This is a genomic window from Cellulosimicrobium sp. BMG9.22 (assembly GCF_059159975.1).
This window is the reverse complement of record NZ_JBZGBY010000018.1, coordinates 50,308-62,468: the sequence shown is the minus strand read 5'-3', so window position 1 is coordinate 62,468 and position 12,161 is coordinate 50,308. Positions and strand designations below refer to the sequence as shown.

At 75.8% G+C, this 12,161-nt stretch carries 11 protein-coding genes and 1 riboswitch; of the genes, 5 read left to right on the top strand and 6 right to left on the bottom strand.

Annotated elements, in window-relative coordinates; all coding sequences use genetic code 11:
• Positions 1 to 21 precede the first annotated feature (21 nt).
• Entirely contained in the window at positions 22 to 1,065 is a 1,044-nt protein-coding gene (locus AC4H2H_RS13050) for a 1-acyl-sn-glycerol-3-phosphate acyltransferase (protein ID WP_494371238.1), read from the bottom strand.
• Positions 1,062 to 1,928 carry a patatin-like phospholipase family protein gene (locus AC4H2H_RS13045; RefSeq protein ID WP_494371237.1) on the bottom strand — a complete coding sequence of 289 codons (867 nt, stop codon included), beginning with the start codon at positions 1,926 to 1,928 and terminating at the stop codon, positions 1,062 to 1,064. Before AC4H2H_RS13045 ends, AC4H2H_RS13050 begins: the two co-directional genes overlap by 4 nt.
• Before the next feature lie 82 nt (positions 1,929 to 2,010).
• Here AC4H2H_RS13045 and AC4H2H_RS13040 point away from each other — a divergent pair, with 82 nt between their 5' ends.
• Positions 2,011 to 3,282 (top strand): cell division protein PerM, encoded by a 1,272-nt coding sequence (locus AC4H2H_RS13040; protein ID WP_494371236.1) that lies wholly within the window; start codon positions 2,011 to 2,013, stop codon positions 3,280 to 3,282.
• A 22-nt stretch (positions 3,283 to 3,304) separates the two neighbouring features.
• Here the strand turns inward: AC4H2H_RS13040 and AC4H2H_RS13035 are convergent, their stop codons facing one another.
• The gene (locus AC4H2H_RS13035; RefSeq protein ID WP_494371235.1) at positions 3,305 to 3,898 is read right to left on the bottom strand and encodes a hypothetical protein; all 594 of its coding nucleotides are present in this window, start codon (positions 3,896 to 3,898) and stop codon (positions 3,305 to 3,307) included.
• A gap of 100 nt (positions 3,899 to 3,998) precedes the next feature.
• Here AC4H2H_RS13035 and purN point away from each other — a divergent pair, with 100 nt between their 5' ends.
• On the top strand, positions 3,999 to 4,643 hold the full coding sequence (gene purN / locus AC4H2H_RS13030) for a phosphoribosylglycinamide formyltransferase (protein ID WP_494371234.1): 645 nt from the start codon (positions 3,999 to 4,001) through the stop codon (positions 4,641 to 4,643).
• Here the strand turns inward: purN and AC4H2H_RS13025 are convergent, their stop codons facing one another.
• Complete coding sequence (locus AC4H2H_RS13025; protein WP_494371233.1) at positions 4,644 to 5,267, bottom strand: ArsR/SmtB family transcription factor; 624 nt, start codon at positions 5,265 to 5,267, stop codon at positions 4,644 to 4,646.
• Positions 5,268 to 5,369: 102 nt separating this feature from the next.
• Here AC4H2H_RS13025 and AC4H2H_RS13020 point away from each other — a divergent pair, with 102 nt between their 5' ends.
• Positions 5,370 to 6,743: an MFS transporter gene (locus tag AC4H2H_RS13020; RefSeq protein ID WP_494371232.1), complete on the top strand. Its 1,374-nt coding sequence runs from the start codon at positions 5,370 to 5,372 to the stop codon at positions 6,741 to 6,743.
• A 3-nt stretch (positions 6,744 to 6,746) separates the two neighbouring features.
• Positions 6,747 to 6,835: riboswitch (ZMP/ZTP riboswitch) on the top strand.
• A gap of 62 nt (positions 6,836 to 6,897) precedes the next feature.
• The gene (purH, locus tag AC4H2H_RS13015) at positions 6,898 to 8,586 is read left to right on the top strand and encodes a bifunctional phosphoribosylaminoimidazolecarboxamide formyltransferase/IMP cyclohydrolase (protein WP_494371231.1); all 1,689 of its coding nucleotides are present in this window, start codon (positions 6,898 to 6,900) and stop codon (positions 8,584 to 8,586) included.
• Between the two features lie 349 nt (positions 8,587 to 8,935).
• On the opposite strand, the gene AC4H2H_RS13010 is transcribed toward purH, so the two are convergent.
• Positions 8,936 to 10,282: an FAD-dependent oxidoreductase gene (locus AC4H2H_RS13010; RefSeq protein WP_494371230.1), complete on the bottom strand. Its 1,347-nt coding sequence runs from the start codon at positions 10,280 to 10,282 to the stop codon at positions 8,936 to 8,938.
• A 54-nt stretch (positions 10,283 to 10,336) separates the two neighbouring features.
• On the opposite strand from AC4H2H_RS13010, the gene AC4H2H_RS13005 reads away from it, so the two are divergent.
• Positions 10,337 to 10,825 (top strand): DUF3017 domain-containing protein, encoded by a 489-nt coding sequence (locus AC4H2H_RS13005; protein WP_494371229.1) that lies wholly within the window; start codon positions 10,337 to 10,339, stop codon positions 10,823 to 10,825.
• Between the two features lie 116 nt (positions 10,826 to 10,941).
• Here the strand turns inward: AC4H2H_RS13005 and AC4H2H_RS13000 are convergent, their stop codons facing one another.
• Positions 10,942 to 12,069, bottom strand: coding sequence for an MIP/aquaporin family protein (locus tag AC4H2H_RS13000; RefSeq protein WP_494371228.1), 1,128 nt, complete (start codon positions 12,067 to 12,069; stop codon positions 10,942 to 10,944).
• Between the last annotated feature and the right edge of the window lie 92 nt (positions 12,070 to 12,161).

The window sequence follows — 12,161 nt, the reverse complement described above, 5'->3', positions numbered from 1 at the left end:
GCGGAGGGAGAGCGCCGCGTGTCAGTCGGCGCGTCGCGCTGCCGGTGCACCGGAGTCGGCGAGCCACGCGTCGAGCCGGGCCCACTGCGCGTAGAGCCACGCGGCCCGCTCCTCGTCACCGGCGGGCAGCTCGTCGCGCGGCGTCGCCCACACCTTGAGCGTGATGCGCTTGTCCATGGGCAGCTCGCGCCAGATGTCGCGCACCGTGACCAGGCGCTCGAGCCCGGTGTGCGCGACGACGGCGACCCCCGTCGTCGGCGTCGCGTCGAGCGCCGCGAGGAAGCCGCCCACGTGCGGCGCCATGACGTGCGGCATCTGGGCGGCGAGGTCCGCCTCGGTGTCGTCACCCGCCGCGCGGAGCGCCGCGATCCGCGCGTCGCGGCGGCGCGGCGTGACGTTCCCGCCCTCGGGGAACAGCAGGACGGCAGAGTCGGGCGCCAGGTCGGTGGCCAGGAGCGCGACGGCCTCGCTGCCGGACGGCGCCCCCGCGCGTCGTCGGACCCGGGGCACGACGAAGTGCGCGGGCAGCCGGTGCAGCAGGATGTCGATCGCCGGGTCCCACTGCAGGGTGTCCTTGAGGACGACGCGCGGCTCGCGCCGGGCGGCGTTGAGGATGCGGTCCATGAGGACGAACGAGTCCCCGGGGCCTGCGTGGCGGCTCACGACAAGGACGGGCGCACCGTCGAGTCCGGCGGCGTCGCTCAGGTCCGCCTCGATCCGCAGCCGCAGCGTCCAGCGCACCTGCCAGAACAGCACCGCCAGCATCGCACCGGCCAGGCGGACGTGCGCTCCCCGGAACGCCGGCCGGTGCAGCGCCCAGCCGAAGCCGGAGGCGAGCCACAGCCCGAACAGCGCGACGACCGCGACCGCGTCCCACACGACGTAGAAGCTCGCGAGCCACAGCGCGCGCGTCGTGCGCAGGCGCCCGGGCAGGGCCCAGCTCACGATCGCGCCGACGAGGATCACGAGCATGATGCTCGTGGGGACGAGCAGGACGGCGAGCAGGACGACCGCCGGCGCGAGCACGACGCGGCGGACCCACCGGGGCGGGGGAGCGACGTTCATGCGGTGTCGAGACGGGTGTCGGTGCCGGCGTCGAGGCCGTCGAGGTAGGCGCTCGCCGCGGCGTACGACGACGCCGCACGGGTGCGCGTCGCGTCGAGGCGGCGCGAGGAGGAGAGCCGGTCGTCGCCGGGCAGCGGGCCACCGCTCGGCAGGACGTGCACGGTGACGTCGTCCGGGACCTCGGCGAGCTCGCGCGCGAAGCGGTGCCGGCGTGCGATCTCGAACGTCACCTTGGCCACCTCCACGGCGGTGCGCGGTGGCCGCAGCGGCTCCTCGATCCGCCCGACCTGCAGGACCCACACCGTGCCCGCCCCGCGGCGGACGGCCTCGCCGAGCGGGATCGACGACACCACCCCGCCGTCGACGTAGTGCTCGTCCCCGATGCGTGTCGGCGGCAGGGCGCCGGGCACGGACGCCGAGGCGACGACCGCCTCGACGAGCGGCCCCTCGCTGAACCAGCGCTCGGCCGCGCGCTCGATCGACGCCGCGGCCACGACGAGCGGGACGTCCAGGTCGGCGAACGTCGTCCGGCCGCCCAGCACCTGGCGCAGGAGCGCGCGCAACGGGGCCGGGCTCGCGAGGTGGGTCCGGGTCTGCGCGAGCCGGCGCACCTGGCGGTACCAGGCCTCGCCGTAGATCCGCGTCGCGGCCGGCGACGACCAGGCGGCCTCGAGCCGCGGCACGACCGCGGTCGTCGGGTCGGCGGCGAGCGCGGCCCCGTTGATCGCACCGATGGACGTGCCGACGATGACGTCCGGAGCGATGCCACGCTCGAGCAGCGCGCGCAGCATGCCGATCTGCACCGCTCCCCGCACCCCGCCGCCACCCAGCACGAACGCGGTCGGTGCGGGCGTCGTCGTCATGGACCCGATCGTAGGGGCGGGTACCCTGGCGCGCCGGGGAGAATGTCACGAAGCACCCTCTCGATCGACGACGATGGGCACCATGAGCACCACCGGCACGACGCGCGGCGCGCGCACGCGCACCGTGGAAGGCAGCCCGCCACCCTCGCCGGTGGCGCCCCGACGAGGTCCGTCGGGAGTCGTCGCCGCGTTGCAGGCGCTCACGCTGTCGCTCGCGGTGGTCGTGCTGCCCGGGGTCGTCGCGTTCCTCGCGTCCTCCACCGGATCCTCCGAGGGCACCGGGTGGGGCCAGTCGGTGACGGTCGCCGCCGGGCTGTGGTTGCTCGGGCACGGCGTGCCGCTCGTCGCGAGCGGCGCGACGGTCACCCTCGTCCCGCTGGGTCTCACGGCGCTCGCACTGTTCTGCTGCTTCGCGTCGGCGCGGCGGTCCGCCCACACGACGACGTCCGCCTGGGTCGCGGGAACCGTCACCTACGCCGTCGGCGCGCTGGGCGTCGCGCTGCTCGCCGGGACGACGCCGCCGTGGGGCCTCGCCGTCGCGGTCGTCGGGGGCGCGGCCGTCGGGGGCCTCGGGCTGGGGGCGGGGATCCTCGCGCGGCCCGACGCCCCGTTCGTCGCCGACCTCACGCAGCGGCTCGACCGGTGGGTCCCGCCGTCGGTGCGCCTCGGGCTGCGCGGCGCCCTCCTCGGGGCGAGCCTGCTGACCGGTGTCTCCGCCGTCGTCGTGGGGGTGTGGCTCGTGGCGGGGCGGGCCACGTCGGGCGACATCGTCGCGGGCCTCGTCCCGGGTACCGTCGGCGGGATCGTGCTCGCGCTCGCCCAGCTCGCCGTCCTGCCGAACGTCGTCGTGTGGGCCGGCGCCTGGCTCGTCGGCCCGGGCTTCGCGGTCGGGGAGGGCAGCACGTTCGCGCCGACCGGCTCGCACCCCGGCGCACTGCCCGCGGTCCCGATCCTCGGTGCGCTGCCCGGCGACGACTGGACGAACCCGCTGACGCCGTGGGTACCCGTGGTGGTCGTCGTCCTCGGCGTCGTGGTCGGGTCGTTCGTGTGGCGGCGGCTGCGCGAGGTGACGGCCACGCACCCCGACGACGACGTCCGCTGGTCAGACCTCGGTCTCGCCGCGGCGGGCGTCGCCGTCGGGGCAGGTCTGCTCGTGGGGGCCGTGACCTGGCTCGCGAGCGGCGCCGTCGGGCCAGGACGGCTCGAGACGGTCGGCGCGGACGCGCTCCTCGTCGGGGCGCTCGCTGCCGCGGAGATCGGCGGCGGCGCCGCCCTGGCGCTCGTGTGGGCACGCCTCGACGTCCTCGGACGGCGCCGCGAGCCCGCCGCCCCGGAGGAGCCGCCGCTCCTCTGAGGTCGGCCGGTCCGGCCTCGTGCTACGAGCCGGCCGGTGCGGGGGAGAGCCGGGAGACCCACTCGTCGAGGGCATCCTGACGCTCGGCCTCGCAGCGGTTCGTCGCCGAGACGGTGATCGCGCCGTCGAGGCACCGTTGGTGCGCCGTCGCGATGTCCCACGTGGCGAGCGTGGCGACCATCTGCAGCGCGAGCATGCCTGCGAGCCCGACGCCGATCGCGAGCGCCGGGACGAGCGCGCCCCGCTGGCGTGCCTTCCAGACGGCGACCAGCGCGCGCACCCCCACGACGATCGCGCCGAGCGCGAGGGCGAGGCTCACGGCCTGCCACGGGAACGGCATCGCGCTCACGACGATCACGGCGAGCAGGAGCAGCCCGAAGTGCAGCACGCGCCGGGTCGCGCGGCGTGCGAGCTCCGGGTCCGTCTCCGCCGGCTCGGGCGGGGCCTGCGGCGCGGGACGCTGCGGGGCAGGAGGCTGCGGGACGGGGGGCGGCGGAGCGGCGGGCGGCGACGGTGGCGCCGCTGCGTCCGGCCGCGCGTCGTCCGGCGGCTGCTGCGCCTCGGGGCGAGGCTGCTGCGGCGCGTCAGGGCGGGGCGGGGCGTACGGGTTGCCCACGGGCAGCTCCTCGGTCGGTCGGGCGGCTCGCGGTACATTCTCCCATCGGACGTGCTGCCGCCCGCACGTCCCCACAGTTCCCTCGACCCGCAGGAGCACCGTGCAGACGCCGTCCGGCCACACCGTCGAGTCCACCTCCGCCGCACGCGTCGTCGTCCTCGTCTCGGGCGCCGGCAGCAACCTCGCCGCGATCCTCGACGCGCACGACGACGCCGCGTACGGCGCGCGCGTCGTCGGCGTCGTGTCGGACAAGGCGGACGCCGGGGGGCTCGACCTCGCGCGCGAGGCGGGAGTCGCGGCAGTCGTCGTCGCGCCGGGCGACTTCGACGACCGGGCGGCGTGGAACGTGGCGATCGCGCAGGCCGTCGACGTGTTCCGGCCCGACCTCGTGGTGCTCGCGGGGTTCATGCGGATCCTCGGCCCGGCGTTCGTCGGGCGCTTCGCGGGGCGCACGATCAACACCCATCCCGCCCTCCTGCCGTCCTTCCCGGGGGCGCACGGCGTGCGCGACGCGCTCGCGTACGGGGTGCGCGTCACCGGGTGCACGGTCCACGTGGTCGACGACGGCGTCGACACCGGGCCGATCGTCGCCCAGGTCGCGGTGCCGGTCGAGGAGGGCGACGACGAGTCCTCGCTCCACGAGCGCATCAAGGTCGCCGAGCGCGCGCTGCTCGTGGAGACCGTGGGCCGCGTCGCGCGCGAGGGTCTGCGCGTCGAGGGGCGCCGAGCGGTCCTGGGCCGCTAGCTACGCGTCCCCGTCGCGCGGCTCCGGCGCGTCGCCCGGGTCCGCCGTGTCCGCCGGGCCGTGGCTTCCGGCGGACGCCGGAAGGGACCGGGGCGCGAGGACGGCGAGCAGCTGGTACGTCTCGCGCCGGGTGTGCGGCGTCGCGCGCGCGGCGTCGAGCGAGCTCTCCGACCAGCGTTCGAGGACGCTCTGGAGCTCGGCGACCATCGCTTGCGCCTGCTCGGCGTCGAGCACGAACGTGCTCAGCGCGAGGATCCGGTCGTCGCGCGAGGGACGGACGTCGTCCGCGCCGACGAACGCCTCCTCGGCCCACCGCAGCGCGGGCAGCACGACGTCGCGCATCGCCGCGGGGGTTCCCGGCTCGACCGCGTAGCTCCTCGCGACGTTGGTCCAGACCCGGTCCCGGCGGTCGCGCGCGAGCTCGGGCGCCTCGACGATCATCCCGGCCTTCGCCAGCACGCGGAGATGGAAGCTCACCGAGTTGGCGGGCTCGCCCGTGGCGCGGGCGAGGTCGGCCGCCCGCGCGTGCCCGAGAGTCGCGAGCTCCACGAGGATCCGCTGCCGCAGGGGGTGAGCGATCGCCCGCAGCGCCGCGGGGTCCTGGACGTGGAAGGTCTCGAGCACACGACGAGGCTAGCAACGTGCCGTCGGGCTCCCCTTTCCCCCGCGCGACGAGATGTGCAATAAGTCTTGCGCAATACACGGTGCGTAACTACTGTTCCGGTCATGACGACGAGCCATGACACCGCACCCCGCGAGATGCCGCCCACGACGAGCGACCAGTCCGACGAGGCGCACGCCGTCGTCGCCGGCGGCGACCCGCCCCGGCTCCTGCGCAACCGCTCGTACATGCTCCTCATGTCCGGGCTCACGACCGAGTCGGTCGGAGCCGGCGTCGCGCTCTTCGCGGTGCCGCTCATCGCGTACGGACTCACGGGGTCGGTCGTGCAGGCGGGCGTGGTGGCCGCCGTCGGGCAGGTCGGCGCGCTGCTCGCGACGCTGCCCGCCGGGGTCGTCGCCGACCGCGTCGACCGCCGCCGGCTCATCGTCGCCGCCGCGGGCGTCGGCGCGGCGCTGTGGGCGACGGTCGCCGTCACCGCCGCGCTCGGGTCCCTCACCGCCTGGCACCTCGCCGCCGTCCTCTTCGGTGCCTCGGTCGTCGGCGCCCTCGTGGACCCGGCGACGAGCGGTGCCTTCCGGTCGGTCGTGCCCGTGCCGCAGCTGCCGACGGCGCTCGCAGCCGCCCAGGGCCGCGACGCCGTGTCGAACCTGCTCGCCGGCCCGCTCGGAGGGCTGCTCTACGCCGTCGCGCACGCCGTCCCGCTCGCGGCCGCGGCGATCGGGCACCTCGCGACCGCCGTGTGCACGTGGTTCGTGCGCGAGCCGCTCAACGGCGACGTCGCCGAGGCTCGCGCGACGCGTCCGCTGGCCGCGCTGCGCGAGGGGCTGCGGTTCGTCTGGTCGGTCCCACTGTTCCGCGCGGTCCTCGGGCTCTTCGTCGTCACCAACCTGGCCTTCGGAAGCCTCATGATCGGTATCAACCTCGAGCTCGTCCGCACCGGCACGGCCCCCGTGCTCATCGGCCTCGTCGACCTCGCGGTGGGCGTCGGCATCCTGGTCGGAGCGGTGATCGCCCCGCGCCTCGTCGGACGGTTCCGAGCCGGGGTGCTCGTCGTCGTCGCGCTCGGGGTGCTCGCCGTGGGCGTGGTCGCCATGGCCGCCCTGGAGTCGTACGTCGCCTACCTCGTCCTGCTCCCGCCTTCGCTGCTGCTCGTCCCGGCCGTGAACGCAGGCCTCTCCGGCTACGCCGCGGCGATCACCCCGCCGCAGATGCAGGGACGGCTCGCGTCCGTCATGGGACTGACCGGCCTCGCCGCGGGGCCGTTCATCCCGCTCGTCGGGAGCGGCCTGCTCGAGCGGTTCGGGCTCGGCACGGCGCTCGCGGTCCTCGCCGCGCTGCTCGCCGTCACCGTCGCCGCGCTCAGCACCGTTCGGTCCCTGTGGCGCGTCGGCACGCCCGACACCTGGGCCGACGACGCGCAGGCCCTCGCCACGTCGGACCTTCCCGCCGAGCCGGAGCCGGCGGCGTCGGGCCGGTAGACTCGTCCCGGCCGCGACTGGCGAAGGTGGGAACGACCACCGGGGAGCGGCCGGATCTACCTGCTGGTGCGTCGACCGCCTGGGCGCCTGGGTTCTGCCACACGCGCGTCGGTCCGGCCGACGCGGCGACCGCGACCCAGAGGAGCCCCTCAAGATGTCTGCCCCCTCCGCCCCCGACGTCCAGCTCGCCGACGACGCCCAGCGCCCCGTGCGCCGTGCGCTCCTGAGCGTCTACGACAAGACCGGCCTCGTCGAGCTCGCTACGGCGCTCCACGCGGCGGGTGTCGAGCTCGTCTCGACCGGCTCGACCGCCGCGACGATCGCGGGCGCGGGCGTCCCCGTGACGAGGGTCGAGGACCTCACGGGGTTCCCCGAGTGCCTGGAGGGCCGCGTCAAGACGCTGCACCCGCGCGTGCACGCCGGGATCCTCGCGGACTCGCGCAAGGCCGACCACCTCGCGCAGCTCGACGAGCTCGGCATCGCGCCGTTCGAGCTCGTCGTCGTCAACCTCTACCCGTTCGCCGCGACCGTCGCGTCCGGCGCCGGCCCGGACGAGGTCGTCGAGCAGATCGACATCGGCGGTCCCTCGATGGTCCGCGCCGCGGCGAAGAACCACCCGAGCGTCGCCGTCGTCGTGGACCCGGCCGCGTACGGCGACGTCGTCGCGGCCGTGCGGGCGGGCGGCTTCACCTACGCGCAGCGCAAGGCGCTCGCGGCCGCCGCGTTCGTGCACACCGCCACCTACGACGTCGCGGTCGCCTCCTGGATGGGCAACGTCGTCGCGCCGACGGACGCCGTACCGGTCGAGGGCGGCGCCGACGGCGCGACGGTGAGCACCGGGTTCCCCGCCTGGATGGGCGGCACCTGGGACCGCGCGGACGTGCTGCGCTACGGCGAGAACCCGCACCAGCGCGCCGCGCTCTACACGAACGGCCACGGCCCGAGCGGCCTCGCCCAGGCGACCCAGCTGCACGGCAAGGCCATGAGCTACAACAACTACGTCGACGCCGACGCCGCGTGGCGGGCCGCGCACGACCACACCGAGCCCGCGGTCGCGATCATCAAGCACGCCAACCCGTGCGGCATCGCGGTCGGCACCGACATCGCCGACGCCCACGCCCGCGCGCACGCCACCGACCCCGTTTCCGCGTACGGCGGCGTCATCGCGGCGAACGGCGTCGTGACGCGCGCCGCCGCAGAGCAGATCGCGCCCGTGTTCACCGAGGTCGTCGTCGCACCCGGGTTCGAGCCCGGCGCGCTCGAGGTCCTGCAGGCCAAGAAGAACATCCGCCTCCTCGTGGTCGACGCCCCGCCCGCCGCGACGGTCGAGACCCGCCCGATCAGCGGTGGCCTGCTCGTGCAGAGCGTGGACCGCGTCGACGCCGTCGTGACCGATGCCGAGGGCGCCGAGGGCACCGTCACCGGCGGCGACGACCCGCAGCACTGGAACCTCGTGACCGGAGACGCCGCCGACGACGCGACGCTCGCCGACCTCGCCTTCGCGTGGCGCGCCATCCGTGCCGCGAAGTCCAACGCGATCCTCCTCGCGCACGACGGCGCCGCCGTCGGCGTCGGCATGGGGCAGGTCAACCGCGTCGACTCGTGCCGCCTCGCGGTCGAGCGCGCCAACACCCTCGCCGACGGGCAGGAGCGGGCGCGCGGCGCCGTGGCCGCGTCCGACGCCTTCTTCCCGTTCGCCGACGGGTTGCAGATCCTTCTGGACGCCGGCGTGCGCGCCGTCGTCGCGCCCGGAGGGTCCATCCGGGACGCCGAGGTCATCGAGGCGGCGACGGCGGCGGGCGTGACGATGTACTTCACCGGGACGCGGCACTTCGCGCACTGACGCTTGTCGGTCGGTCGCTTCGGCCGGGGTCTCGGTCGGGGCGGGCCGAGGGACGGGGCTGCGCGGGGTCTCCCATCCGCGCCTCGTTCCTCGGCGCTCCCGCCAGGCCCGCCACGACCCCGCGCAGCCCCGCCCCTCGGCCCTTCGCGGTCGGCTCGCCTCGTGCAGCCCGCCCCTCGCCCCTGCGCGGTCGGGTCAGCGTGCGCGGCCGGTGCGCGGCTCCATGGGGTTGTCAGCGACCCACGGTCCGCAGGGTCCTTGTGGCGCTGACAAGTCGTCGGCCGTGAGAGTTGTCAGCGCTGAGCCGCCCTCTGGCGCGCTGAGATGCTGACAGGTCGTGGGGTGCGGGTCAGAGGAGGGCGTCGCGGAGGCGGCGGGTGGGGTCGAGGGCGACGTCGAGGTCGATCCGCAGCGGTGTGCCGCGGTTCATGGCCTTGCGGACCGGGCCGACGTCGCGGGGCGAGTCGACGAGGAGGACCGCCCGGGCCGTGGCGACCCGGCCGGCCGTCGGGTCGTCCGGCGTCGCGCCGTCCGGCGTCACGGCGGTGCGGTGGTCGCCGGCGCCCTCCGGCGCGAGGTAGAAGGCGGCCCAGCCGTCGTGGCCCGTGGGGCCGCCGTCGGGGTCGCCGCGGAAGGCGACCCGGTCGTCCGGTCCCGGGATGCCGAACAGCGCGAGGTCGTGGCCGAGCTGCTGGGAGAACACGTACGGCGCGTGGCCCGGGGTGCCGTCGGGCTCGAGTCCGAGCAGGGCGCGCACCGTGGGTTCCGGGTCGTGCAGGGCGGCTGACCAGTGGCCGCCCGGCACGTCGCCGTGCACGGGATGGGTGCGGACCGCGCAGTCGCCGACTGCCCACACACCCGGCCGGCCGACGACGGCGCCCGTCGCCTCGACCGGGACGCCTCCCCGCGCGTCCAGGGGGACGGCGCCCGCGAGCCATCCCGTCGCGGGGCGGGCGCCCACCGCGGTGAGCACGACGTCGGCACCGACGTGCTCGCCGTCGGACAGGGTGACGCCGTCCGCGGCGACCGCAGCGACGGCGGTCCCGGCGCGCAGGCGGACGCCCGCGTCGTCGTACCAGCGGGCCAGGTGCCGGGCGACGGGCTCGCCGAGCTGGCGCAGCAGGGGAGCGGAGGCCGCCTCGAGGACGGTGACGTCCGCCCCGGCGCCCGCGGCGACGCCGGCAACCTCGGCGCCGATCCACCCCGCACCCACCACGACGAGGCGCGTCCCCGGCCGCACGCGCCCGCGCAGCGCCGCGGCGTCCGCGGCGTCGTGCAGCACGACGGCGTCCTCCCACCCCGTGGGTCGCACCGGCTCGGAGCCCACCGCGAGCACCACCGCGTCGGCACGGATCCGGTCACCCGAACGAGTCGTGACGACGTGCGCGGTCGCGTCCGGCTCGAGCCGGACCGCGGGATCCGCGAGCCGGACCTCGTCGGCGAGCGCGGCGACGTCGACCCCGAGCTCGTCCGTGAGCCACGCGGTGACGGGCCGGCTGAGCAGCTCCTTGGACAACGGCGGGCGGTCGTACGGCGGGACGCCCTCGCGGCCCAGCAGCGTGATCCGGCCCTCGAAGCCGTGGGCGCGCAGCGCTGCCACCGACTGGGCGCCGGCGAGCCCCGCACCGACGACGACGACCGCGGCGGGCCGCGCCTCGGCGGACGTGGCGCGAGCAGGATGATCTGCGGTGGGCATGCACGCCACGCTAGGGCACGACGGTAGGCTTCCGGACGTGGAACGGGCAGCGGCGTGAGCGATGTCACGGCACCTGGAGGTGCACCTCAGCGCCCGCGCCCGGCGCTCGAGCCGTCGTGGCACCACGTGCACGACGACGGGTCCCCCGCGTCCAGCGGTTCCGGCCCGACGCCCGGTCCCGGCGCGGCGCCCGACGGGGACGAATCGGCTGCCGGGGCGCAGCCCCACGGCGGGTCGGACGCACAGGTGCCGTCCGCCGTCGGACCGCCGCCGCGCCCCGCTCGGGTGCGTCAGCCCGCGATGTGGCTGGTGCTCGCCGGGGTCGTGCTCGCGACCGGGGCCGCAGCCCTCCTCGGCGGCAGGGCCGGGAGCCTCGCGCTCGCCGGCGTGCTCACGGTCGCCGGCCTGTGTCGCGCGACCCTCCCGGGCCCCGGTCCGGTCGGCATCACCGTGCGCTCACGCGGTCTCGACGTCTTCTTCTTCCTCGCCCCCGCGGCCGTCATCGCCTTCCTCGCGCTGACGATCCCGCCGGGCGAGATCTGACGGGACGGGTCGTCCGGGCGCCTGTCCCAGGCGCCTCTCCCAGGATCCGCTCGCCGACGACGAACGGGCCCGGGCCGCGCGTGCGGTCCGGGCCCGTCGGTGAAGCGGAGCGCGTGTCAGGCCTGGGGAGCCTCGCCCGTGCGCCGGTCCGTGGTCTCGTCGTCGGCCTCGGCGACCGCCACGATCTCCTCGACCGCCACGACGTCACCGTCCTCGTCGGTCACCACGACCTCCTCGACCGCGACGACCTCGGCCTCGGGCTCCGGTGTGGCCGAGCCCTCCGCGGCGAAGGTGCCCGCTGCCGCGCCGGTGGCGGCCGAACCGGCCGCGGTGCCGGTCGACGTGACGGTGGCACCTGCGGGCAGGTCCGACTCGTCGGTCACGGACACGACCTGGTCCTCGCCGAGCAGGTCGTCCTGCGCCGGGGAGAACGCGAACGCGCGGTAGAACAGACCGGCGATCGCCGCGCCGAGCAGCGGCGCGACCCAGAAGACCCACTGCTGAGCCCAGAGGTCGCCGTCGCCCGCGAATACCGCGGAGGCGAGCGAGCGAGCGGGGTTGAGCGACGCGTTGGTGACCGGCGCCGCGATGATGATCAGCGCGGTGAGCGCGAGCCCGATGGCGACCGGCGCGACACGCGCGTTCGCCCGCTTGTCCGTCACGCCGAGGATGACGCCGACGAACACCGCGGTGACGATCGTCTCGATGAGGAGCGCCTGGACGAGGCCGAACGTCACGCCGCCCTGGGACGCCGTCGACAGGGGAGAGAAGTCGCCGTACCCGTTGGCGGTCCCGACGAACAGGCCGCTCTTCTCCGTCTGGCCGAGCAGCTCGGGGAGGGCGGCCGGAACCGTGCTGAGCAGGACGAGGCCGGCGAGGAGGCCGCCGACGACCTGGGCGACCCAGTACGGCAGCACGTCGCGCCACGCCGTCCGGCCGCCGATCGCGGCGCCCAGCGTCACCGCCGGGTTGAAGTGCCCGCCCGACACGTTGCCGACCGCAGCGATGCCCGCGAGCACGGCGATGCCGCCCGCGAGGGCGACGACGAGGACCGAGCCCTGGTTGAGGAAGTTGTAGAGCGCGACGCCCACGATCGCGAGGACGAGGAAGAACGTGCCGAAGACCTCGGCGCCGAGGCGCGCGAGGAGGCCCGGCTGGACGACGGCGACGGTCTCGGCCCGCTCGACGCGCGCGTCGTCGACGGTGCCCGCCGGCACGCCGGGAGCGGTGATGTCCTGGGACATGATGTTCCTGTCTGGTTGGTTCTTCGGGACGGCGGCACGATGCCTGACCGGCTGCCCGGTCCTTATCCGGCATCTGGGGGCATCTTGCCACC

What these genes read in the sequence shown, in the direction of transcription:
- AC4H2H_RS13050 (WP_494371238.1), bottom strand. Translation starts at nt 1,065, where the DNA reads ATGAACGTCGCTCCCCCGCCCCGGTGGGTCCGCCGCGTCGTGCTCGCG.
- AC4H2H_RS13045 (WP_494371237.1), bottom strand. Translation starts at nt 1,928, where the DNA reads ATGACGACGACGCCCGCACCGACCGCGTTCGTGCTGGGTGGCGGCGGG.
- AC4H2H_RS13040 (WP_494371236.1), top strand. Translation starts at nt 2,011, where the DNA reads ATGAGCACCACCGGCACGACGCGCGGCGCGCGCACGCGCACCGTGGAA.
- AC4H2H_RS13020 (WP_494371232.1), top strand. Translation starts at nt 5,370, where the DNA reads ATGACGACGAGCCATGACACCGCACCCCGCGAGATGCCGCCCACGACG.
- purH (WP_494371231.1), top strand. Translation starts at nt 6,898, where the DNA reads ATGTCTGCCCCCTCCGCCCCCGACGTCCAGCTCGCCGACGACGCCCAG.
- AC4H2H_RS13010 (WP_494371230.1), bottom strand. Translation starts at nt 10,282, where the DNA reads ATGCCCACCGCAGATCATCCTGCTCGCGCCACGTCCGCCGAGGCGCGG.
- AC4H2H_RS13000 (WP_494371228.1), bottom strand. Translation starts at nt 12,069, where the DNA reads ATGTCCCAGGACATCACCGCTCCCGGCGTGCCGGCGGGCACCGTCGAC.